Origin of the sequence: Pseudomonas sp. 7SR1 (assembly GCF_900156465.1) — a bacterium.
In the GTDB taxonomy this organism is placed as follows: Bacteria; Pseudomonadota; Gammaproteobacteria; order Pseudomonadales; family Pseudomonadaceae; genus Aquipseudomonas.
Window position 1 is genome coordinate 4,603,380 of the sequence record NZ_LT707064.1, and the last position, 23,404, is coordinate 4,626,783.

A 23,404-nucleotide genomic window follows, 5' to 3' on the forward strand; every position below is an offset into this window, starting at 1 on the left:
CCAGCAAAGTGATGCAACGTCGCTGCATCACCTTGCATCTACTCCGGCGCCGGCATTCCCATCATGGACGATTGCTGCTCCATCATCTGCATCATCATGCCCATCATGCCTTTGCCTGGACCGCCTTTCGCGCCAGGCATCCCCATACAGCCCATTGCCCCAGGTTCCTTGTTCATCATGGCCATGCTCTCCTTCATCACTTTCATGCCTTCCTGCATGGCGGCCTGACGTTCAACCGGCGTTTTTGCCGCAACTGCCTTGGCATGTGCCGCCTGCATTTTCTGCATTTGCTCGGCCATGGCCGTGGTCATGTCCGTCGATGCGGGAGCTATGTTTTCAGTCGACTCAACGGATGCATTGGCTGGGGGGGGCGCGTCTTGGGCAAGAGCAATGACTGCGCTGCCAGACAAGATGACAGCCAGAACGAGTTTCGAATGCTTTTTCATGATGAACTCCCGGGATGGTGCAGGGTAAGGAGCATTAACCGAGCCGCTAAAAGCGACGTTGCAGGACAGATCAATTCAAGCCCTGCCATTGCAGGGGTCAATCGTTGGAACGAACAAAAGCCAGATAGGTATCTGCGCTGCAGAGTCGCACAGATTGTTTGAAGGCAACCGCTGAAGAGGACTGCGTCCCCTCACTGAATCAATACATCGTCTTGTATTCAGTCTAATGGGTAAGGAAAAGGGGAGATTGACCAATGTCAAACTGGCTGCTGGCTCGATGTTCGAGTAACAGGCTCGCTCGGATCATCCATGCTCGGATGCCAGGGCCTTGGCATGGTTACCTTGAGATGCTACCGATGCCGCCGGTCGGATAACCTGGACATTCGACGGCGACAAACGGCTCCGAACTTATCGAGGATCGCGTTGAGCTGCTCCCTATTCGCCCCCCTTGAGCCGGGTTTCAGTAACACGACTCTACCCCATAGCCCCTGCGCACGAGGCGGCGAATCCCGTGCCTTTCACTCGTAACTTTTTGAAACGTCAAGACAGTTGTTCGATTCGTGCCGCCATACGAGCACGCCCGCAAAGTGTCGAGCCAACAAGCGATCCTGATTCCATTGGTGTCGCTGCATCGCTTGCGGCGGAACTCATGCGGATCGCAGGTCTACCGTTAGGCGCCAAAAAAAAAGCACAACGGGTTAGATCTTCTATGCTGCTTCCAAATAAAGGATTTTTCCCATGGCCGACGCTGATATTCGACTGCTTCGTACGCATGCGCTGAAAACCGCCTGTGCCAATTGCAGCGTGCTTGAACTGTGCCTGCCCATTGGCTTGACGGGCGTTGAAGTCGAACGCCTGGATACCTTGATCGCCCAGCGCGTGAAGGTCAAAAAGGGAGCGGCGCTGTACCGCACCGGTGATCCGCTGCGCTCGTTGTATGCGGTGCGCCTGGGGTTCTTCAAGACCAGTGTGCTCTCGGTAGACGGTCGCGAACAGGTCACCGGTTTCCAGATGCAGGGGGAAATGCTCGGCCTCGACGCCATCAGCACCGAACATTACGCCTGTAATGCAATCGCGCTGGAAGACAGTGAGGTGTGCCCTATCCCGTTCGGCACCCTGGAGAAGCTGGCACGGGACCTGCCGTCGTTGCAGCACAACCTGAACAGGCTCCTGAGCCAGGAAATCGTACGCGACCACAGCATGTTGCTGATGCTCGGCAACATGAATGCCGATGAGCGCCTGGCGGCGTTTTTCCTGAATCTGTCCCAACGACTGGTCCAACGTGGTTACTCCTCCCGGGAATTCGTGCTGCGAATGAGCCGCGAGGCCATCGGCTCGTACCTGGGGCTGCGCCTGGAAACCATCTGTCGCAGCATCGCTCATCTTCGCCAGGAAGAACTGGTGGATATCCAGGGACGCAATGTCACGATCCTGGACTTGCCCGGCCTCAAGCACAAAGTCGCCGGCTGCCATCGTCACGTCGAGCTGTGATGCCTGCCTCGCCGCACATCTGATCTACATCAGTACCGCCCCACGTCGGCGGGTCGACATTAAGACTGGTGTTCGAACCTTTGTATCGACGAGGGTTATCGAACCTCACGTCTCATGGAGGCTTCCAACATGGCAACGCATCTGCAAGGTACAGAACCGATCATCCCGACCGTCAAACCCCACCCCCTGGCCGGCAGCTTGCGAAAGGTCGAACCCAGACGACTGTCGTTGAGCCTCCTTGTCGCACTGGTAGTCGGCTCGATGATCGGCAGCGGTATTTTCAGCCTTCCTCAGAACATGGCGGCCAGCGCGGGCGCCGGAGCGATCCTGATAGGCTGGTTGATCACTGGCGTGGGAATGCTGTCGCTGGCACTGGTCTACCAGACCCTCTCCAATCGCCAGCCGGAACTCGACAACGGCGTGTTCGCCTACGCCCGGGCGCTGGGTGGGGAGTTCCTGGGTTTCAATTCCGCCTGGGGCTATTGGATCAGCGCCTGGATCGGGAACGTCAGTTACCTGGTCATCCTGTTCGCCGCGCTCAGTTATTTTTTTCCAGTGTTCGGCGAAGGCAATAACAGAGCCGCGATTGCCGGTGCATCCGTGGTGCTCTGGGCTTTGCATTGGATGATTCTTCGCGGCATGCGCACCGCCGCCAAAGCCAACGCCCTGACCACGATCGCCAAGGTCGTGCCGTTGCTGCTGTTCATCGGGTTGGTCATCGCTGGTTTTTCCAGGGACACCTTCATGGTTGATCTCTGGGGCACACCGGCACTGGGCAGTACCCTGGATCAGGTAAAGAGCACCATGCTGGTCACCGTATGGGTGTTCATCGGCATTGAAGGCGCCAACGTGTTTTCCGCACGGGCCGCAAAACGGGCCGATGTAGGCCGGGCCACCGTGATCGGCTTCGTTCTCACTTTGTTACTATTGATCGCCGTTTCCCTGCTGTCGCTGGGCATCCTCCGGCAACCGGAACTGGCGGCCCTGAAGAATCCCTCCATGGCAGGTGTGCTGGAAGCAGTGGCCGGGCCCTGGGGCGCTGTACTGATCAGCATCGGCCTGATCGTGTCTGTAGGGGGAGCCTTGCTGGCCTGGACGTTGCTGGCGGCCGAATCGGTATTCACCCCGGCCAGGGAAAAGGTCATGCCGCGCCTGCTGGCCTCGGAGAACTCCCACGGTGCGCCCGCCAACGCGCTATGGATCACCAATGGCTGCATCCAGGTGTTTCTCCTGCTGACCCTGTATTCGAGCGCCAGCTACCTGGCACTGATTTCCCTTGCCACCTCGATGATCTTGCTGCCCTATCTGTTCAGTGGCCTTTATGCATTGAAAATGACCTGGCAAGGCCAGACCTACGTCGGTCACCGGGGCCTGCAATGGCGGGACATGGCCATCGCCCTGGTTGCCACAGCCTATTGCATCTGGCTCCTGTACGCTGCCGGCCCTCGCTACATGTTGCTCAGTGCCCTGCTCTATGCCCCCGGCTCGCTGATTTACCTGAGCGCCCAACGGGCCAGGACGAACCGGGCTCTGAATGGTTTCGGCTGGGCCCTGCTGCTGGGCATCTGGGGGGCCGCGATTGTCGCCGGCTGGATGCTCTGGTCCGGCCAGCTCACTTTGTAGCAGTTGCAAGCGTTCATCGAACTGGCCGTAGACCGGTCCCTGGCGCTCACGCCAGGGACTGCCCATGTCCAATCCAGTGAAAAAAATGCCGGTCAATACCGAAGTGAGCGCCCAAGTCACGCCGATCGAAGCTGATTGAACGCTTCGCCCCTCGCGCCTCGGCGGCCATCGATGAAGGCGTATTCATTCTTGTAGCAATGATCCCGCCGGGTTTCCACTGTCCAGGGTGACATGTACCGGGCCCGGCGCCCCACAAACTGTCTGGGGCGTCATGCCGGTGTCGGCGTCCACTGCCAGTTCAGTATCTCTGGCATATCCTGTCCATGCTCGATGACGTACAGCTGATGCCTTTGCATGGTGGCCCAGTAGCGAGCCCGGGCGCCTTCTACCAGAGGCTGCAGACGAGGTACGCGCTGGATGACATCGAGGGCCAGTTGGTAGCGGTCCAGATGGTTGATGACTGCCATGTCGAAGGGCGTAGTAGTGGCGCCCTCTTCCATGAAACCGCGAACATGGAAATTGTCGTGGTTATGACGTTTATAAACCAGTCGATGGATCAGCGCCGGATAACCGTGAAACGCGAAAATCACGGGTTTATCTACCGAGAACAACTCATCGAATTCGGCATCCGGCAAGCCGTGGGCGTGCTCTTGAGGCGGTTGCAGAGCCATCAGGTCCACCACATTCACGACTCTCACACGCAGGTCGGGGGCGTATTCACGCAGCAGCGTGACAGCGGCGAGAGTCTCCAAGGTCGGTACATCACCAGCGCAGGCCATCACCACGTCAGGATCACCATCGTCCTTGCAGGCGAAGTCCCACCGGCCAACACCCGCCATGCAATGGCGAATGGCCGAATCCATGTCCAGCCACTGCCACTCCGGTTGTTTTCCGGCCACGATCACGTTGATATAACCGCGACTCCTGAGGCAGTGATCGGCGACCGACAGCAGGCAATTGCCGTCCGCCGGCAAATAAATGCGCACGATATCGGCGCTCTTGTTCGCCACATGATCGATGAAACCAGGATCCTGATGGGAGAATCCGTTGTGGTCCTGTCTCCAGACGTGAGAGGTGAGCAGGTAATTGAGCGAGGCGATTGGCGCTCTCCAGGGAACCTGGGCGGCGGTCTTGAGCCATTTGGCGTGCTGATTGAACATTGAATCGACAATATGAATGAACGCCTCATAACAGGAAAACAGACCATGTCGACCGGTCAGCAGGTATCCCTCCAGCCAGCCTTCACAGACCTGCTCACTGAGAATCTCCATTACCCGTCCGTCGCAGTCCAGGTTCGTATCCCCCGCTTCCAGCGAAGCCATCCATGTCTTTGCGCTGGCCTGATATACCGCATCGAGACGATTGGAAGCGGTTTCATCGGGGCCGAACAAGCGAAAATTGGCAGCCTTGAGATTGCGCTTCATCACATCCCGCAGGTAGCCCCCCAACAAACGGGTGGCTTCTGCCTGCACGCCGCCGGGCGTCGGCACAGGTAACGCGTAGTCTGTAAAGCGAGGCAGGTCCAGTGCCTCAAGAAGCAAGCCGCCGTTGGCATGGGGGTTGGCCCCCAATCGGCGGTGCCCCGTCGGCGCCATTGCGGCAATGTCCGGCATCAGGGTCCCGTCATCATCAAACAGTTCGTCTGGCCGATAACTGCCGAGCCATTGTTCCAATTGCAGCAAGTGCAGGGGTTGTTCGAAATGGCACAGCGGTACCTGATGAGCGCGCCAAGTGCCCTCGACTGGCTGCCCATCGACGAGTTTCGGCCCGGTCCAGCCTTTCGGCGTGCGTAATACCAGCATCGGCCAGAGGGCACGCTCCTGGGCGTCCTCATGCGATCCGGTCCGCGCCCGGCGCTGGATCTCCCGGATCTTGAGCAACAGCTCTTCCAGGGTCCTGGCCAGTTGTTGATGGACGGTTGACGCATCGTCCCCTTCTACAAAGTAGGGTTCGTAACCGTAGCCATACATCAAGGCCGACAGCTCATCCTCGCTGATACGTGAAAGCAGCGTGGGATTTGCGATCTTGAAGCCGTTGAGATGGAGAATAGGCAGTACTGCGCCGTCGCGCCTGGGGTTGAGGAATTTGTTGGAGTGCCAGCTTGCCGCAAGCGTACCGGTCTCGGCCTCACCGTCACCGATGACACACGCCACGATCAGGTCCGGATTGTCGAACGCAGCGCCATAGGCGTGCGCAAGCGAATAGCCCAGTTCTCCTCCCTCGTGGATGGAACCGGGTATCTGCGCCGAGACATGACTTGACAGCCCATAGGGCCAGGAGAATTGTCGGAACAGACGCAGTATCCCGTTCTCGTTCTGCTCTACCGAGGGATAGCACTGGGTGAAACTGCCCTCCAGGTAACTCTGAGCGACGATGGCCGGGCCGCCGTGGCCGGGCCCGGTTATCAAGATCATGTCCAGGTCATGGGCAGTGATCAGGAGGTTGAGGTGAACATAGATCAGGTTCAGCCCGGGCGTCGTCCCCCAATGTCCCAGTAGCCGCGGCTTGATATGGTTCGGTTGCAGGGGCTTGCGCAGCAAAGGGTTGTCCTTGAGGTAGATCTGCCCCACGGCCAGGTAGTTGGACGCCCGCCAATAGGCGTCAAGTCTCTTCAGTTGATCGTTGCTGAGGAAATCGTTCATCAATATCCCTTTCAACTAACGGCAATCGCTGCCAATGCCCCAAGGCATCGCTTCCATGGCAAGGCCCTGTAAGGGCTGCCCCCTGACTGATCGCACCGAACGACCCGCCACGCCTGATTGTGGATCGTGGTGCTGCCCCCGACTTGATCTACATCAGAACCGGGGTCGCAACGCTGCGACACTGTTCAGTCTCGTTGTCCAGTCGCTGCTCGCCGGCCCGGCGAGCGCATTGCTCACCCAGGAGAACGCTCATGCGTGCCATGGTCCTGCATACCCCGGGGCAGCCGTTGCAATTGGAGGATCGCCCTCTGCCGACGCCTGGTGCCCGGCAGATGCTGATCAAGGTCCAGGCTTGCGGTGTCTGCCGCACCGACCTGCATCTGCTTGATGGTGAGTTGCCACAAGCTCGTTTTCCTCGGGTTCCCGGCCACGAAATTGTCGGTGACGTCGTTGCTGTCGGTGATCAGGTGGCGCCGGACTGGGTCGGGCGACGAGTGGGCGTGCCCTGGCTGGGATGGACGTGTGGCGTGTGCCAATACTGCCGTTCGGGACGGGAGAATCTGTGCGACAAGGCGCTGTTCACCGGTTGCCAGCTGGACGGTGGTTACGCCGATTACACGATTGCCGATGCGCGCTTTTGTTTTCCCATCCCGCTGACGATGGACGCCACCGAAGCAGCCCCTTTGCTATGTGCAGGGCTGATCGGTTTCCGAGCGTTGCAGATGACGCAGAACGCCCCTCATCTCGGTCTTTATGGCTTCGGCGCGGCAGCGCATCTGGCGATTCAGGTTGCCGTGGGCCGCGGCCAGAAAGTCTACGCGTTCACCCGCCCGGGTGACGATGAGGGCCAGGCTTATGCCCGCTCACTCGGCGCGACCTGGGCCGGTGCATCGGATCAGCCTCCTTCGCACCTGCTGGACGCCAGCTTGATTTTTGCCCCGGTCGGCGCACTGGTACCGCAAGCCCTGCAGGTAACCGCCAAAGGGGGCTGCGTCGTGTGCGCAGGCATCCACATGAGCGATATTCCCAGCTTCCCGTATCGCCTGTTGTGGCAGGAACGCACTGTACGGTCAGTCGCCAACCTGACCCGCGCGGATGGCGTGGCGTTTTTCGAGCAGATCCGTCACACGCCTGTCCATTGCAACGTGACGTGTTTCCCGCTGATCGAAGCCAACGAGGCCTTGGAGCGTTTGAGAGGCGGTCAAGTCAAAGGGGCCATTGTGCTGACCCCTTGACGAGCGGAGATCGCGGGGCGCGCGCAAGGTCGATTTTGCGCGCAGCCCATCGACGCCAAAAAAGTCATGAGACGACACTCAGCCGCCCCCCAGAATCATCTGATTCCCCCCAGCCCTTGAGAACCGGTTGGCTACGTCACACATCCGGCTTGACCGCCCAGATGCTGCAGGGTGCTCGCTGCAACAGCTGCTCGGCAGTGGTGCCCAGGCGTCTGTCCAGGCCACGATGCCCCGCAGTGCCCATGACGATGACATCGATCTGCTGGTCGGCAGCGAACGTGCAGATGCCGTTCACCGGCGAGCCTTCGATGAAGTGACGCTGCTGCGGCCCCACCCCGTGGCGCTCGGCCAAGGCTTCGAATGCCTCATGTTGTGCCTGGCCCAACGCTTCGTAAGGCCCGGAGGCCAGGGGCAACGCACCGATACTCATATCCGAGGCATATATGATCGTCCAGTCGAAGGCATGCAAAAGCGCGACCTGGGCATTGCATTGCTCGGCCAGCTTGACTGCGGTGTCGACGATCCGGTCGTTGAACACCAGGTCTTGTTCCTCACTGCGCAGCACGTCGACAATCGCCAGGATTCGCCGTGGCCGAGGGTGGCGCGGGTCGGTGACCAGATGCACCGGCACCGGGCAGTCGCGCAGCAGGCGCCAGTCCAGTGGGGTGAAGAAAATCCGTTTCAGCGCCGGTTCCGGCTGCGCATCCTTGATGATCAGGGCCAGTGGCATCTCTTTGACGTATTGCTGCAGCGCCTGATAGGCGTCGCCGCTCCAGACCACTTCGCTTGTCACCTCGATGCCATGTCGACGTGCCAGTTCCGCCTGCTGCCACAACCATTGTCGATGGGTTTCCAGATAACCGCTGCGCGCCCTCTTGATCTGGTCCGGCGCAAAAAGGCCGGCCACCGAGAGCACCTCCAGGTAATCAATGGCCACGATGTGCAGAGGCAGGTCCAGCGCCAGGGCCAGCTCGGTGGCACGATCGAATGCAGGCGTACGGGTCAGGGAGTCAGGGGCCAATAAGAGCAAACGTTGATTCGCGGACATGGAACACCTCATCGCGTGGCGCCTCCCACTGAATGGGGATGCGAGACATCAGCATGAGCGCGTGAACGACGCAGGGACTTGACCTATGTCAGACAGCCATCATCGATGTCGAATCATGCATTTTTTCCACCGCCAATGCGCAACCGTCCCTTATCGATGCACGCTGAAGAGCGTCAACAATCGACTCCCCGCAGCACCAGAATCATTGTGAGGCTGGCGCAGGGACCCAGAGAGACGCTGGAGCACCACATACCGTGTCGGGTCGCTGGCGAGTGTCCCCCGTTGGCCAGGCATGAGGCGCTTCGATTCGAGCCTGCAAGGTCTTCATGAAGGCGTGGGCTTCATCGATTTTTCTGAAACCTACCCACCATATACCCAGGTGTACGATCCAGCGCTCGCCAGTCTGCTGCTCTTCAATCCAGATAATCATGACTACCCTCACACTACGCTATGGCGTGGACGAGTAATTGATCGGGACGCGATAGCCACCTTCATCACGCCATCGCGTCAGGAATGTATGTATCGCTCGCAGCGATGCGATTCCTGTCCACGCAAATCGCCGCTTTCATCTTCGCCATGGCCAATGTCTGCAGTGTCCGGTGGCCAAGGTATAGCCCGAGACTGCTCCCCTGAGTCGTGAGATAGGTTGACCATGGTCAAACATTGCTGCGTTCTCGATTGCCACTCATCACGCAGACGCTCCTTCGGCTCAACGGCGACCAGAGATGGCGGCCGAGGGCGCAGGTCCAAGTCCATGTTTTCAGCAAGCGCGCTCCCTCGACAGCAAACCTGGTCGGGATCAAACACAATCACGCTTACGGGTTGAATATCGCCCTGTGGGATTCACATCGCCGACGGTGCGCCAGCGGGCAATGGGATCGATCCCTGAACAGAGCGCAGGCATGCCAATGAACGATTCGGAGCAGCGTCGCGGTATTGTTGATGAGTGGAGTCGTACGCCATCAGGGCGATGTGGCATCGATTGGCGTTGCAGCGCAAAACGGCATCGTCAGCCAGACCAGGTCATCGCGAACTTTCCTGATTGAGCAGTGACTTGGCAAGTTCGTGATCCGGGATCCATAAGGTATTGATACAGAGCCGGGCATCTTCCTGGGTCACTGGCTCAAGGTTGAGCGGGTCGAGTTTGAAGGCGTCAACCAATGCCAGACGCGCAATACCGTTTTTCTCTACAAGCGCCTGCGCCAGGCATTCACACAGGACGCGCGGCGGCGTCTCTCTGGGGAACACTATTGCAGCGCCCTCAAACTCGATCTGCAGTCGCGAGGTGCACGTGCTGATCAAAGTCTGCACGGCATGTGACGCGAAATGAAACGTGACCAGATAACCCACCGACAGGATCGACAAGGCCACTATCCAGGTAGCCGCCTCTCTTCTCAATGTCCTTGTATCGGGTCGACGACGAGGGAGCAGTCCGGCCATGCCGCGCCAACCGCCGCGTAGGGCGTGGAGCGCATTCACGAACCAATGGACAGTCATGATCGAGCCCCTGTGCCCCAGTGTGTCTTGAGAACATACCCCCTGCCGGGGACCGCCGTTTGATCTGAATCATGCCCGGTGCGATCGGTGCGGATGTACAGCTCCAGGCTCTGTACGGAAAGCCTTGATACTCGCGCAGCTGCGTTGAAAGCTGCCCCCCCATTGCCTGAGCTTGATCATAAGACTTCACGACAGAGCCCAGGGCGCGCCAACCTCAGTGACTGTTCGGCACCACGACTACCGTCGGCGACACGGGAGCCTGATTTTCATAGGTCGGACGATCGATCAGCAATCGACAGAGCACTCAAAGAAGGCTTGTTGATTTAGCTCAATGCCGCCTCATCGTTCAAGGGTAAAAACGAACGGACCAGGCTTGCAGCCATTGTCATCCACAGAGGACTTCCCAATGAGCGACTTGAGTTTGCGTCAACATATCCTGGAGGAGCTTGAATTCCATCCCGAAATCAATGCTGCCAATATCGGTGCGACCGTGGACAACGGCGTCGTCACGCTCTCCGGTCACGTCAGTAGCTACGCTGAGAAAATCAACGCAGAACGCGCCGTGAAGAGCATCAGAGGAGTTCGTGCGCTGGCCCAGGAAATTCAGGTCCGGCCCGACAAGAACGCGGGTACGACGGATGATGCCATCGCAGCTCGCGCCTTGAGCATCATTGCGTGGAGCTCGGACGTTCCTGAGCAGGATATCAATATCACGGTGCAAAACGGCTGGGTCACACTGGAAGGCCAGGTGGACTGGCAATATCAGAAAGAAGCCGTGGAGCGGGCGGTGCACAAACTGTCGGGAGTGGTCGCAATAGACAACCGCCTGACCCTTCGTGCGCGGGTGAACGTGGAGGACGTCCGGCAGCGTATCGAACAAGCGCTCAAGCGCAATGCCGAAGTGGACGCCCAGAGGATCCAGGTCAAGGTCGAGGGTGACACTGTAAAGCTTCAAGGCAGGGTTCATTTGTGGCGCGAACGCAAGATCGCGGAACGAGCTGCCTGGTCAGTGCCCGGTGTGAGGCAGGTCGAAGATCATCTGCTGCTCGCCTGAGCCAATTATTCCGGACAAGCCGATACCTCCCCGGATAATGCCCATGCCTCGCCTCATGGAGCCAAGCTCATGAAAAGACAGCACCAATGGAACCTGTCCTACTTCGCGATTGCTTTTCTCATCCTGATCGGCGTCCAGTTCCTGTTCGTCCATCGCGATGAAGTCGAGAACCTCCCCTACAGTCAGTTCCTGCAACTGCTGAATGAGCATAAAGTCAGCGACCTTCTGGTCCAGAAGGACCGGATCAGCGGCAAGCTGCAAGAGCCTATCGACGGCCGCGAGCGGTTTTCCACGGTACGGATCGATCCGGTGTTTGCGACCGAGCTTGCCCAATCGGGCGTCAACTTCACAGCGATCAATGAAAACAGCCTTCTGAACGGCCTGGTGGGCTGGTTGATGCCTTTGATGCTGATCATGGCGACCTGGCATTTTCTTTTTCGCGGGCTGGCGGATAAACAGGGTATTGGCGGCTTGATGAGCATCGGCAAGTCCAAGGCAAAGGTCTTCCTGCAACGTGATACCGGGGTGACTTTCGCCGATGTCGCCGGGATCGATGAGGCCAAGGCCGAGTTGGTTGAGATTGTGTCGTTTCTCAAGGACAAGGCCAGATACACACGGCTGGGGGCGCACATTCCCAAGGGCATCCTGTTGATCGGCCCGCCAGGCACCGGCAAGACTCTGGTAGCCAAGGCCATCGCCGGGGAAGCCGGGGTCCCGTTTTTTTCGATTTCGGGCTCCGAATTCGTCGAAATGTTCGTCGGGGTCGGCGCGGCTCGGGTTCGCGAGCTGTTCGAACACGCACGGCAGGCAGCCCCCTGCATCATTTTCATCGATGAGCTCGACGCCTTGGGCAAGACGCGCGGCGTCGGCATGTTGGGTGGCAATGACGAGAAAGAGCAGACACTCAACCAGTTGCTGGCTGAGCTGGACGGCTTTGATCCCCGTGAGGGTGTGGTACTGCTGGCCGCGACCAACCGCCCGGAAGTCCTCGATCCGGCGTTGCTACGGGCTGGACGGTTCGACCGGCAAATCCTGATCGATCGGCCCGATCGCAAGGGGCGAGAGGCCATTCTCAAGGTCCATCTCAAGAAGATCACCGTGGAACCTGGTCTCGATGGCGCGCGTATCGCCGAAATCACCACCGGCTTCACTGGGGCTGACCTGGCCAATCTGGTTAACGAAGCGGCCATCGTTGCCACTCGACGTGGTGCCGAGTCGGTCAACCTGAATGATTTCACTGCCGCGGTAGAACGTCTTATCGCTGGGCTGGAACGCAAGAGCAGCCTGCTCGATCCTGAAGAACGCCGGGTAGTGGCCTATCACGAAATGGGGCATGCCCTGGCTGCCAGCTCACTGCCGGCCATGGACCCGGTCCACAAAGTCTCGATCGTGCCGCGCGCCATCGGCTCCCTCGGCTATACCTTGCAGCGTCCCAACGAGGACCACTTCCTGATCAGTTGCCAGACCCTGAAGGACCGGATCGTCGTTCTGATGGCCGGACGCGCCGCCGAAGAACTCGTCTATGGCCAGATCTCCACCGGGGCAGCCGATGACCTGGGTCGCGCGACTGATATCGCTCGTCAGTTGATTACCCGGTTCGGTATGAGCCCCGAGCTGGGACAATCGGTACTGGAACGCCAGAATACGACGTATCTGGGAGACCGCATGGCCACGGTGGGCGGCAAGGACTATTCCGAACAGACAGCCCGGGAGATCGACCTGGGCATTCGCGCCTTGCTCGATGACGCCTACCAACGGGCCAAGGTATTACTGACGCATCGTCGGGCCGAACTGGACATGGGCGCGGGGCTTCTCGCTGAAAAGGAGACCCTTACGCCAGAGGAGTTTCCTGCGCTCATGCCCCTCAAGCGCGGGTTGATATCCCTACGACCTGCTACGGGGACATCCTCCTGAAATCGGGCCATGCAGACGTATTCACTGGGGCGCGGGTCGTGGTGATCAGCGTTGTGATCCAGCAGTTTTCAGAAGTACTGGAGACGCAGTCAGGCAGTCGCCCTCCCCCGTGCACAGTTCGACTGGAACCGAATTTAATCAGCGTCGGTCCAGATAGCGGAACAGCTCCTCCTCTTGGCTAAAGTGCAATTGCACAAGCGTGTCCAGACGAATCAACTGATGCTGGATTTCATCGGCGAACGACGCTGCAGGGTGGGCGCTGAAATCAGCACTCATGCGCGCGAGCAAATGAATCAGGCGAAAGATTTCCCGATGGGCATGACTCAATGCCGACAAGGAAGCCTCCCCCTGCATGCTTCGCGTCAGCAGCGGGTAAAGTTTTTCTTCATCTTCGCGTTCATGACGGGCCACTGAGCATTGCAGCCTCTTTATCAGTTGCCCCAAGTCGGCCTGCGCCTGCAAGAGCGGACGCTGGGAGAAGTCAGTTGCCATCTGGTGCAGATCGCCCAGTACGGTAGAAAGCTGATCGTGTTCTACCTGTAGACGATCAATCTGCTCCCCCGCCAGCTGTTTGTTCAGGCTTCGCGACGGTCTCAATGCGCTCAGGGCATACAGGACGATCACCACATCGATGCCTTCCTGCGCTACGGCGCCTATCAACGGCGGTAGGTAGCCAAAGGCCGCCGCTATCATGGCCAGCAAGGACATTCCCATGCCGACCCACACACCCTGGCGGGCAATGCGACGAGTTCGGCGAGCTATGTCCAACGCCTCGACCAGGCGATCCAGGCGATCGACCAGCAGTACGACCCCGGCCGCCTGCGCGGATGCCGTGGTACCGCTGGCGCCCATCGCGACTCCGACATCAGCCGCCGCCAGTGCGGGAGCGTCGTTGATGCCATCCCCTACCATCAGCGTGCTGGCGCGCAGGCAGCCTGCCTGGACCGCACGCACTTTGTCTTCAGGCGTCAACCCGGCGAGCAGTTCATCGATCCCGGCAGACAGCGCAATCATCTCGGCGGTTTCCACGCGATCGCCGGTGAGCATGACTATTTTCTCGATGCCTCTGTTGCGCAGTCGACGCAGGGTCAGTGGCGTTTCCAGGCGCAGCTTGTCCGAAAAGATCAGCAGGCCAACGAGCGACCCCTCCACGTCGATGAAACTGCCGGTGCATGCCAGGTAATCCATTTGACGCAGCATGTCTGCGACCCAGCCAGACACCGGCATGTCTGCGTGCACAAACGACAAGGTGCCTAAACGCACGCGCCTGCCCTCGATCAACCCGCAAAGACCGGCGCCCGGAACTTCCTCCACCTCCTGCGGCAAGCTGAGCGTCACTGCGCGCTGACAGGCTGCTGCGACAATTGCCTGAGAAATCGGGTGCGTCGAGGCTTGCGCCAGAGAAGCGGCGAGGCCAAGCAGGCGTCCTGGCTCGATCGCTCCGTTGGCTTCGATCGCCTGTAAACGGGCATGGCCGCTGGTCAGCGTGCCGGTCTTGTCGAGAAATACCTGCTTGATTCCGGCAAGCGCTTCCAGGGTCACCCCGTCCTTGATCAAGATGCCGCGGCGTGCCGCCCTGGAGATACCCGACATGATCGCTATCGGCACTCCCAGAATCAAAGGACAGGGAGTGGCCACTACCAGTACTGCCAGTGCGCGCAGCGTATCGCCGCTGTTATGCCAAGCGAGTCCGGCCACCAGCAGTGTCAGGGGGACGAAGAGCAATGCGTAACGGTCGGCCATACGCACGAAGGGCGCGCGCGAGCGTCGTGCGGCTTCTGCCAGGCGCACCACCCCGGCGTAAGTGCTCTGCGCTGCCGTTCGATCGGATGTCAGGAGAATGGGCGCACCGACGTTGGTCACTCCACTGGACAATTGCTCTCCTGCCTGACGGGTGACCGACAGTGACTCGCCGCTCAGCGCCGACTCGTCCAGAACGGCGGTAGGGCTGAGCAAACGGCCATCGACCGGTATCACCTCCCCCAAGCGTACCAGCAGTGTCTGCTGCGGCTGGATCTGTTCGACCGGTATCTGCCGTAAATCGCCATTTTCCTGAAGCCAGGCAAAGCGTGGCGCACGATCGACCAGCGCGCGCAGTTCGCGTTCTGCGCGCTGCCTGGTGAAGAACTCCAGGATGCGTCCAGACGCCAGCATCAAGGCGATCACCGCCGCTACCAGGGTCTGTTCGAACAGCAATGACGCGGCGATTGCCAACAACGCAACCAGATCGACGCCCGCTTCGCGCCGAGCCAGGCGCCTGACAATCTCGAAAAGTAATACCAGCGCCATTACCAGACTGCCTGCGCCCCAACCTATCGACGCCCAGTCGGGCTTGCCCATGATCCGCGCAATGCCCCCGCCCAGCAGGGTCAAGGCTGTCAGGACTAACAGGGCCGGGTCCAGCCACTTGCCGAGCATGGCTTCGAATCCTCTATTAATGCGCGCCCAGTGCAGTGCATGCATGGGGCATGGATGGCGGCGCCGTTGCTCGATGGCCTGACAGCTGAGGCTTGCGCCCCTCTGGCCAGTTGTTCACCAGGCTCTGTATGAAAAGCCTAGATTGCTTGGGTGAATGCTCCTTTTATTGACAAACCTCAAGCAATTCTCTCTGGCCCGGCGTAGGAGTTATCTGGCAGCAGGGCGCAGAGGGGAAAGCTTCAACGCTCAGGCTGTGGACCTGCGCAGTGATCGCAGGCAGGCCAGTGACTTGCACGTATCCAGCCCGATCCTGCCCACGCTCAAGACCTGTCGAACTTCACGATCAGACAATCAACCCTGACCGAGCCTAACGGAGCATGTATGCACTTTTTGGCCCTAGCGGTGGATTACGATGGAACCATCGCCGAAAACGGTAGCGTTTCACCTGAGGTCTGCGCATCGCTCGCCAAGCTTAAAAACAGCGGCCGCAAGTTGCTATTGATTACAGGGCGAGAACTGCAAGCGCTCAAACATCACTTTGCGCAGTTGGCGCTATTCGACTTGGTGGTCGCGGAGAACGGCGCCCTCTTGTATGACCCGATAACAGGTTCCGAGGAACTCATAGCCGATCCAGCCTCCACCGAATTGGTGAGCCGCTTGCGCGACAAGGGCGTCTCTCCACTGTCGATCGGCCGGTCGGTCATCGCCACCTGGCACCCATTCGAGAACGCAGTGATCACCAGCATTCACGAGCTGGGCCTCGAGCTGCAAATGACCTTCAACAAGGATGCGATCATGGTCTTGCCGCCTTGTGTCAATAAAGCCTCTGGCCTCAGGGCTGCCTTGCGGAGACTGGGAATTTGTGAACTCAACGTGGTAGGCGTGGGCGATGCAGAAAACGATCACGCCTTTCTCTCGATCTGTGGCTGCGCGGCCGCAGTGAACAATGCCATCGAGTCTATAAAGTCCAGCGCCGACCTATGCCTCAGCCAGGATCATGGCCAAGGGGTCTGCGAGTTGGTGGACTTGCTGCTGGATAAGGACGCGACCCTGGTTCCCATCGAGCGCACCGGAATCCTGCTGGGCCAGACCGATGATGCGCGCAACGTATGGCTTGCGTCGGAATCGGTGATGCTGGTCGTTGGCAATTCGGGCTCCGGAAAATCCAGCTACGTCACTTGGCTGACCGAAGGCATGGTCCATGCCCGTCAGGGATTTTGCATCATTGATCCCGAAGGCGACTATCTCACCCTGGATGCAGCGGTAACGGTTGGCGGCCTGACGGCGCCTCCAACGACAGAGGAGTCGGTGCATCACCTGTTGCAGGCACAGCTCAATGTGGTGGTCAGTACCCTTGCGTTGGATCCCCCCGCTCGAGTTCGACTTTTTGGCGAGCTACTGCCCTTTATCCAGCAACTGCGCAGTGCCTCAGGTCGGCCCTACTGGTTGATAGTGGACGAAGCCCATTACATGATGCCCCACTGTGCCGATTGGCCGCCCGAGTTTCTCGGTGATATCGGGGCAATCATCGTTGTCCTCGATTTTGATCAGGTGTGCCCGGCACTCCTGGAACAAGTAGACGTGCTGGTGACTCTCGGCAGCGCTGCTCGTGAACTGGTCGAACAGTTCGCCGCACGTATGCAGCGACCTTGCCCGGAACTTGGGGAGCGCTCCGAGAGACTCGAACATGCCTGTTTCTGGAATCTTCATGAAGGAGAAGAAGTCCTTCTGCTTGATCTGGTAAAGCCCCGTCAAAAACACCATCGCCACAGTGGCAAGTACGTGGCGGGAGACGTAGGCGCATGGCACTCGTTCTATTTCCCCTCACTGGGCAAAAGTGCCTCCAACCTGAGCGAATTCCTGTTTTCGTCAGCCCAACTTGAAGACACCGCCCTTCGCGAGCATATGAATGGCGGCGATTTTTCCAGTTGGTTTCGCAAGGTGATCCGCGACGATGTGCTTGCCAGCAAGACCCATCTTGTTGAGATCGACAGAAATCTGCCCCCCAAGGTCGCGCTGGAGCAGATTTGCGGACTTGTGCGATCGCGCTACCACCTCTGACGATAGCGGGATGTCCCTATTTCAAACCAGTCATGTGTTTCACCTGGCGTCTTGCGCGGCGCTGAGCCGTGCGACCAGCCGCGCCTGGAGCGCCCTGAGTTCTTCGGCCTCGGCCTTGCCCCTGCCGTGTTCGCCCGCCTGCAGGCCTTCCCAGCGAGGGATGATGTGCATGTGAATGTGATAGACCGTCTGCCCGGCCACCGCACCGTTGAATTGCGCGATCTGGACGCCATCGGGCTGCAGCTCGTCGACGATGATTCGCGTCAGGTACTGCACGGCCGACATCATCGCGCTCAGCACGGTGGGTTCGACCTCCAGGATGTTGCGGGCCCGGGAGGCCTTGGGAATGACCAGGACGTGGCCGGTGGACTGGGGAAAGATGTCCAGGAAAGCCAGGACCTGGTCGTCTTCGTAGATTTTGTAGCACGGCGCGTCGCCGCGAAGGATCAGGGCAAAGATGTTCTGTGGATCGTATTGACCGTGGAGGCTCATGCTCGCTCCTTCAATGAGCTGGGGGGTGGCATCGGCATCGGCCGACCGGAAAATGGCTGGGCTGCCCGAGGCTTCGGCGCAGGGGCAACGTCCTACTGTAGTTCGATATCCCGGCGATAGTCGCATTACCGCAGAGGCCCGTTGACTATAACCGAGAAACAGCAGATCCAGCCCCCATGACCGCCTCGGCCGATCCATGCCCGCAGTGGCCTGTGTGGCCAATTCGAGTACTCGGATTAACCGTACAGGCCTCTAGCGAACCCGCACGAACTCGGCGCTCACCCGCCCGCCGTCCGGGCGTGTAAAGCTTTCGAACATCCGCTCGCCTTCCACCTTGAGTTGCAGCTCCTGTTTCGTGCGAACGCTGCCGACCCAATTCGGGAACGTGGAGCCCTCCACACGGTTGCCCGAAAAATGCCCCTGGGCGTCCACGGTATAGGTGCCGAAGAAACCGATGCTCGAGGCCATGGCGCGCCGGTTCTCCTCATCCTTGCCATTGCCGCGTACGTCTGATTCAAAGCGTGGGGCCTGGCCATTGGTGAGCACCTCGACAAAGTGCATGTCGGCGGTGAAGACCAGCATGCCCTGGGGATGCTCGCCATAGGGCCGTTCGATGCGACCGTCGCGTTCCAGCGTGGCGGACACCATGCGCCACGTGCCGGCGATTTCGTTGGGGCCAGCCGGCCACAGGCGTTCACTGGCACCAACGGCCCCGGCCGCGACGAGCAGAAGCGCAGGCAGCCACTTCATGGCTTGTCCGCCGTCAGGGTCAGGGCTCTTTGCGCCATCAGGTCGTCCAGCCGAGCGGTCAGTGCCTGATGGATGTGCTCGAATGCCGTGCTGCCCAGCGCAATGCGGCGCCTGGGCCGGGCCGAATCCGCCACCTGGATGATCGCCTCGACCGTGCGCTCGACGTCTCCCTTCACTTCGAACGTTCCGCCGGACAAGGCCCGGCGCATCTCGCCAGCCGGCGTCACATCGTAGACAGGGAGCGGCGTCGCGTGATCCAGGCCCTGGCCGAAGCCGGTCTCGGTCGGCCCCGGTTCGGCAATGACGACGTCGATGCCAAACGGGGCGACCTCTTGCGCGACCGCATCAAGAAAGCCTTCGATGCCCCACTTGGTGGCGTGGTACAGGCTGAAGTTGGGATAGGCCACCTGACCGCCCTCGGAGGACACCTGCACGATCCGCCCGCCGCCCTGGGCCCGCAGATGAGGCAGCGCCGCGCGCACCAGCTGGATCGAGGCGCTCAGGTTGGTGGCGATCTGGCGCTCGATCTGCGCATCACTGGCCTCCTCCGCGGCGCCGAACAACCCGTAGCCCGCGTTGCTGACCACCGTGTCGATGCGCCCGAAAGCCTGGAAGGCGTCGTCCAGCGCTCGACGCAAGGCGTGCGTGTCGGTGATATCGAAAAGCGCGACACGCAGCCGGTCTGCCGCCATCCGCTGGAGCGCTTCGAAGGCTGTGGCCCGTCGCCCGCAAGCCACCACCCGGTCGCCTCGCTCCAGCAGCTTGCGGGTCATGGCCCAGCCAATCCCGGACGACGCACCTGTGATCAACCATGTCTTCATCGGTAGCTCCTCTTGGGGTTTGTCCCGAGTATATGAAGCCGGATCGCCTACAATAAGCCTCACCAATACGAACGAGCTGGTTAGAAATATTCACCAATGGCCGATATCAGTCTTTCCGATCTCAAGGTTTTCGCTCACGTGGCGCACCATCGCGGTTTTCAGAAGGCCGCCGACGCGCTGGGCGTATCCCGGTCCTCCCTCAGCCATGCCATCAAGGGACTCGAGCGGCGTCTTGGCGTGCGCCTTCTGCATCGCACCACCCGCAGCGTGGCTATGACCGAGGCAGGCGAACAATTGCTGTTGCGCTTGAACCCGCTGTTGCGGGAACTGGACGACGTGCTGGATGCGGTCAGCCATGGTCAGGACGAACTGGTCGGCACCCTGCGTATCAACGCCAGCAAGGGCGGCGCGCGATGGTTGCTCAAGCACGTGGTCCCGTCGTTCCAGCAGCGTTACCCTCGTGTCGCGCTTGACCTGGTGGCCGAAGGGCAACTGGTGGATATCGTGGCCGAAGGTTTCGACGCCGGCGTGCGCCTGGCTGAATCCGTTCCCAAGGACATGATCGCGGTGCCCTTCGGCGGCGACGTCCGGTTCGTGGCGGTCGCTGCGCCGGGTTATATCCAGGCGTTTGGCCTGCCCGTGACGCCGAACGACTTGATGGCCCACCGTTGCATTCGCCAACGCCTGCCCAGCGGGAAGCGCTATCGCTGGGAGTTTGAACAGGGCAATCGGCAACTCGCGCTGGACGTGCCCGGCACGCTGTGCCTGGACGACAACGACCTGATGGTCGAGGCGGCTTGCGCTGGCTTGGGGATCGCCTTCGTTCCGGAGCCCTTCGCCCGCCCGGCCTTGGATGAAGGCGCGCTGGTCCTGCTCCTGGAAGACTGGACGCCCGCCTCACCCGGCCTGTGTCTCTATTACGCCGATTTCCGCCATGTGCCCGCGCCACTGCGAGCATTCATCGAGGTGGTACGCGAGGCAACACAGCATTAGCCATGCGCCGATACCCATGCACGCTATGAACCGGGAGCATGCCAGGCATGCTGCCATGGGATTCATTCCAATTCGAAATAACCCCTATAACTAAAGAAACTGATCAATAACCGCCTGTCGCCTATCTTGAAACACACTTCAGTGCTGTCGCCTTGGTCAGGAACATTGGAACCAGGCCAGGTGATCGCGGACGAGCGCTATCCGCAGGATACGGATCGAGCCGTACGTCCACGCTGATTGGGGTGAATGACGAGGCGATATGGAGATCACGCAAAACAACCGGCTGGTGCAGGTCGACAGTCCCCTGGGCGGCGATGTCCTGCTGCTCAGGAGCATGGAAGGCAGTGAAGAGTTGGGGCGTTGTTTCCACTATGAGCTGGATCTGACGTCCGATGATCGGGCGATCACGTTCGATCAGTTACTGGGCAAGCCCATGGGCCTGACCCTGGAACTGTATGACGGGGCCAAGCGCTACTTCCATGGCATTGTCTGCAGCTGCCGCCAACTGACCGGCCATGGCCAGTTCGCCGGTTACCGGGTCAGCCTGCGACCCTGGTTCTGGTTGCTCACGCGCACCTCGGACTGTCGGATCTTCCAGAACAAGACGGTGCCGGACATCATCAAGCAGGTGTTGCGCGACCTCGGTTTCTCCGACTTCGAAGACAGCCTCAGCGGCAGCTATCGTGAGTGGGAATACTGCGTTCAGTACCGCGAGACCAGCTTCGATTTCGTCAGTCGACTGATGGAACAGGAGGGTATCTATTACTACTTCCGCCATGAGAAGGCCCGTCACGTCCTGGTGATGGCCGATGCCTATGGCGCCCACTCCACGGTGCCGGATTACGCGTCGGTGCCCTTCTACCCGCCTGACCGGCAGATGCGCGAGCGCGACCATTTCTACGATTGGCAACTGGCGCGGCAAGTGCAACCCGGCTCCCTGGCGCTGAACGACTACGACTTCTCGCGGCCCCGCGCCAGTCTCGAGGTGCGTTCAAGCGTGCCGCGCAGCCATAGCAACAGCGACTACCCGCTATACGACTATCCCGGTGAATACCTGCAGAGCAACGACGGCGAGCACTACGCTCGTACCCGTATCGAGGCCATTCACAGCCAGTTCGAGCGGGTGCAGCTGCGTGGCCGCGCCCGCGGGCTCGGCGCCGGTCACTTGTTCAAGCTGAGCGGCTATGAACGAACGGACCAGAATCGCGAGTACCTGGTGGTGGTCGCCCGTTATCAGATCCGCCAGGAACCTTATGAAAGCGGCCAGGCTGACCTGGGCGAACAGTTCACCAGCGAACTGGATTGCATGGACGCCAGCCAGGCCTTCCGCCCTCTTCCCCTGACACCGATGCCCATCGTCCGCGGACCGCAGACGGCCGTGGTGGTCGGTCCCGGTGGCGAGGAGATCTGGACCGACCAGTATGGTCGGGTCAAGGTGCATTTCCATTGGGATCGCCATGACCAGTTCAACGAAAACAGCTCCTGCTGGATCCGGGTGTCCCAGGCCTGGGCCGGCAAGAACTGGGGATCGGTGCAGATTCCGCGGATTGGCCAGGAGGTGATCGTCAGCTTCCTCGAAGGCGACCCGGATCGGCCGATCATCACTGGTCGGGTCTACAACGCCGAGCAGACCGTACCTTACAAGTTGCCGGCCAACGCGACCCAGAGCGGCGTGAAGAGTCGCTCAAGCAAGGAAGGGTCGCCGGCCAACTTCAATGAAATCCGCATGGAAGACAAGAAAGGCGCGGAGCAACTGTTCATCCATGCCGAGAAAGACCAGGACATCGAGGTAGAAAACGACGAAACCCACTGGGTCGGTCATGACCGCAGCAAGACCATCGACAACGACGAAACCGTTCACGTCAAGCACGACCGCACCGAAACGGTGGACAACCACGAAACCATCACCATCGGCGTGGACCGGACCGAGAAGGTCGGCAACAACGAAAAGATCAGCATCGGCGTCAATCGTACCGAGGATGTCGGCAGCAACGAGACCATCACCATTGGCGCGGACCGCACGGAAAGAGTCGGTGCCAACGAAAAGATCTCCATCGCCAGCAATCGCACCGAGGACGTGGGTGGCAACGAGACCATCGGCATCGGCGGCAACCGCAACGAGACAGTCCAGGGCAATGAAGGCATCGAGATCAACGGAAACCAGAGTACCCGGATCGGCCAGAACGAATCACGGGACGTCGACCAGAACCGCAACAGCAATGTCCGGCAGAACGACAGCCTGGACGTCGGCAAGCATTTTTCCCTCACTGCCGGCGATTCCATCACCCTGACCACCGGGGCAGCCAGCATCACCATGAAGAAGGACGGCACCATCCTGATCAAGGGCAAGAATATTACCCTGGATGGCTCCGGCGCCATCAATATCAAGGCCAACAAGAATGTGGTCGTCAAAGGCCAGAAGATTTTGCAGAACTAGCCACGGAGTGGGCGCCATGACCGTCGAATACCACCTCCCCGTTTCCTCGACATCCACCCCGACCCGGGTGGACGGCGTCGTGATTGGCGTGCTGCTGGATGTGCCCATGGCGGACGCTCCGGTGGTGGCCTTCGCCGGCTGCCCCGTTGACACAGGCCTTGCCGCACGCACCACCACCCCACTCACTCGCGATGACATCGGCGCCCAGGTCGCGCTGATGTTCGAAGCCGGGGACGTGGCCCGTCCGCTGGTGGTCGGGCGCATCCAGCGCTTGCAGGAAACCGTGACGCCGGCGATCGCCCATCTGGACGGAGAGCGCCTGGAGTTCAGCGCAGAACGGGAAATCGTCCTGCGCTGCGGCAAGGCCAGCATCACCCTGACCCGCGCGGGCAAAGTGATCATCCGCGGCACCTACCTTTCCAGCCGCTCCAGCGGGGCCAACCGCATCAAGGGCGGCTCGGTGCAGATCAACTAGAGGCCGC

Annotated in this window: 17 protein-coding genes; 9 read left to right on the forward strand and 8 right to left on the reverse strand. The window is 60.0% G+C overall.

Annotated features, from left to right (window positions below; all coding sequences use genetic code 11):
• Nucleotides 1–38: 38 nt before the first annotated feature.
• On the reverse strand, nucleotides 39–446 hold the full coding sequence (locus BW992_RS20450; protein WP_076407005.1) for a hypothetical protein: 408 nt from the start codon (nucleotides 444–446) through the stop codon (nucleotides 39–41).
• Between the two features lie 738 nt (nucleotides 447–1,184).
• On the opposite strand from BW992_RS20450, the gene fnr reads away from it, so the two are divergent.
• Both fnr and arcD read left to right on the forward strand, forming a co-directional pair.
• Nucleotides 1,185–1,937 carry a fumarate/nitrate reduction transcriptional regulator Fnr gene (fnr, locus tag BW992_RS20455; RefSeq protein WP_076407006.1) on the forward strand — a complete coding sequence of 251 codons (753 nt, stop codon included), beginning with the start codon at nucleotides 1,185–1,187 and terminating at the stop codon, nucleotides 1,935–1,937.
• A gap of 129 nt (nucleotides 1,938–2,066) precedes the next feature.
• A complete protein-coding gene (gene arcD / locus BW992_RS20460; protein ID WP_076407007.1) occupies nucleotides 2,067–3,560 on the forward strand; it encodes an arginine-ornithine antiporter in 1,494 nt (497 codons plus the stop codon).
• A gap of 269 nt (nucleotides 3,561–3,829) precedes the next feature.
• On the opposite strand, the gene BW992_RS20465 is transcribed toward arcD, so the two are convergent.
• The gene (locus BW992_RS20465) at nucleotides 3,830–6,202 is read right to left on the reverse strand and encodes a phosphoketolase family protein (RefSeq protein WP_076407008.1); all 2,373 of its coding nucleotides are present in this window, start codon (nucleotides 6,200–6,202) and stop codon (nucleotides 3,830–3,832) included.
• Between the two features lie 251 nt (nucleotides 6,203–6,453).
• Here BW992_RS20465 and BW992_RS20470 point away from each other — a divergent pair, with 251 nt between their 5' ends.
• A complete protein-coding gene (locus BW992_RS20470; RefSeq protein ID WP_076407009.1) occupies nucleotides 6,454–7,437 on the forward strand; it encodes a zinc-dependent alcohol dehydrogenase family protein in 984 nt (327 codons plus the stop codon).
• 136 nt (nucleotides 7,438–7,573) lie between these two features.
• Here the strand turns inward: BW992_RS20470 and BW992_RS20475 are convergent, their stop codons facing one another.
• The gene (locus tag BW992_RS20475; protein WP_076407010.1) at nucleotides 7,574–8,485 is read right to left on the reverse strand and encodes a universal stress protein; all 912 of its coding nucleotides are present in this window, start codon (nucleotides 8,483–8,485) and stop codon (nucleotides 7,574–7,576) included.
• 1,023 nt (nucleotides 8,486–9,508) lie between these two features.
• Nucleotides 9,509–9,982 (reverse strand): hypothetical protein, encoded by a 474-nt coding sequence (locus tag BW992_RS20485; protein ID WP_076407012.1) that lies wholly within the window; start codon nucleotides 9,980–9,982, stop codon nucleotides 9,509–9,511.
• 406 nt (nucleotides 9,983–10,388) lie between these two features.
• On the opposite strand from BW992_RS20485, the gene BW992_RS20490 reads away from it, so the two are divergent.
• Nucleotides 10,389–11,036, forward strand: coding sequence for a BON domain-containing protein (locus BW992_RS20490; protein ID WP_076407013.1), 648 nt, complete (start codon nucleotides 10,389–10,391; stop codon nucleotides 11,034–11,036).
• 69 nt (nucleotides 11,037–11,105) lie between these two features.
• Complete coding sequence (gene ftsH / locus BW992_RS20495) at nucleotides 11,106–12,950, forward strand: ATP-dependent zinc metalloprotease FtsH (protein WP_076407014.1); 1,845 nt, start codon at nucleotides 11,106–11,108, stop codon at nucleotides 12,948–12,950.
• A 138-nt stretch (nucleotides 12,951–13,088) separates the two neighbouring features.
• Here the strand turns inward: ftsH and BW992_RS20500 are convergent, their stop codons facing one another.
• Entirely contained in the window at nucleotides 13,089–15,368 is a 2,280-nt protein-coding gene (locus BW992_RS20500) for a heavy metal translocating P-type ATPase (RefSeq protein ID WP_076407015.1), read from the reverse strand.
• A gap of 381 nt (nucleotides 15,369–15,749) precedes the next feature.
• On the opposite strand from BW992_RS20500, the gene BW992_RS20505 reads away from it, so the two are divergent.
• Nucleotides 15,750–17,429: an HAD-IIB family hydrolase gene (locus tag BW992_RS20505; protein ID WP_076407016.1), complete on the forward strand. Its 1,680-nt coding sequence runs from the start codon at nucleotides 15,750–15,752 to the stop codon at nucleotides 17,427–17,429.
• A gap of 39 nt (nucleotides 17,430–17,468) precedes the next feature.
• Here BW992_RS20505 and BW992_RS20510 read toward each other — a convergent pair whose 3' ends face one another.
• The 3 genes from BW992_RS20510 to BW992_RS20520 form a co-directional block, all read right to left on the reverse strand.
• The gene (locus tag BW992_RS20510; RefSeq protein WP_076407017.1) at nucleotides 17,469–17,921 is read right to left on the reverse strand and encodes an HIT family protein; all 453 of its coding nucleotides are present in this window, start codon (nucleotides 17,919–17,921) and stop codon (nucleotides 17,469–17,471) included.
• Between the two features lie 252 nt (nucleotides 17,922–18,173).
• Nucleotides 18,174–18,671 (reverse strand): lipocalin-like domain-containing protein, encoded by a 498-nt coding sequence (locus BW992_RS20515; RefSeq protein WP_072391842.1) that lies wholly within the window; start codon nucleotides 18,669–18,671, stop codon nucleotides 18,174–18,176.
• Entirely contained in the window at nucleotides 18,668–19,492 is an 825-nt protein-coding gene (locus BW992_RS20520) for an SDR family oxidoreductase (RefSeq protein ID WP_076407018.1), read from the reverse strand. The genes BW992_RS20515 and BW992_RS20520 overlap by 4 nt, the downstream gene beginning before the upstream one ends.
• 96 nt (nucleotides 19,493–19,588) lie before the next feature.
• On the opposite strand from BW992_RS20520, the gene BW992_RS20525 reads away from it, so the two are divergent.
• From BW992_RS20525 to BW992_RS20535, 3 genes are all read left to right on the forward strand, one after another.
• Nucleotides 19,589–20,485, forward strand: coding sequence for a LysR family transcriptional regulator (locus BW992_RS20525; protein ID WP_076407019.1), 897 nt, complete (start codon nucleotides 19,589–19,591; stop codon nucleotides 20,483–20,485).
• Between the two features lie 259 nt (nucleotides 20,486–20,744).
• Nucleotides 20,745–22,922: a type VI secretion system Vgr family protein gene (locus BW992_RS20530; protein ID WP_076407020.1), complete on the forward strand. Its 2,178-nt coding sequence runs from the start codon at nucleotides 20,745–20,747 to the stop codon at nucleotides 22,920–22,922.
• A gap of 16 nt (nucleotides 22,923–22,938) precedes the next feature.
• Nucleotides 22,939–23,397 (forward strand): DUF6484 domain-containing protein, encoded by a 459-nt coding sequence (locus BW992_RS20535; protein ID WP_072391829.1) that lies wholly within the window; start codon nucleotides 22,939–22,941, stop codon nucleotides 23,395–23,397.
• Nucleotides 23,398–23,404 lie beyond the last annotated feature (7 nt).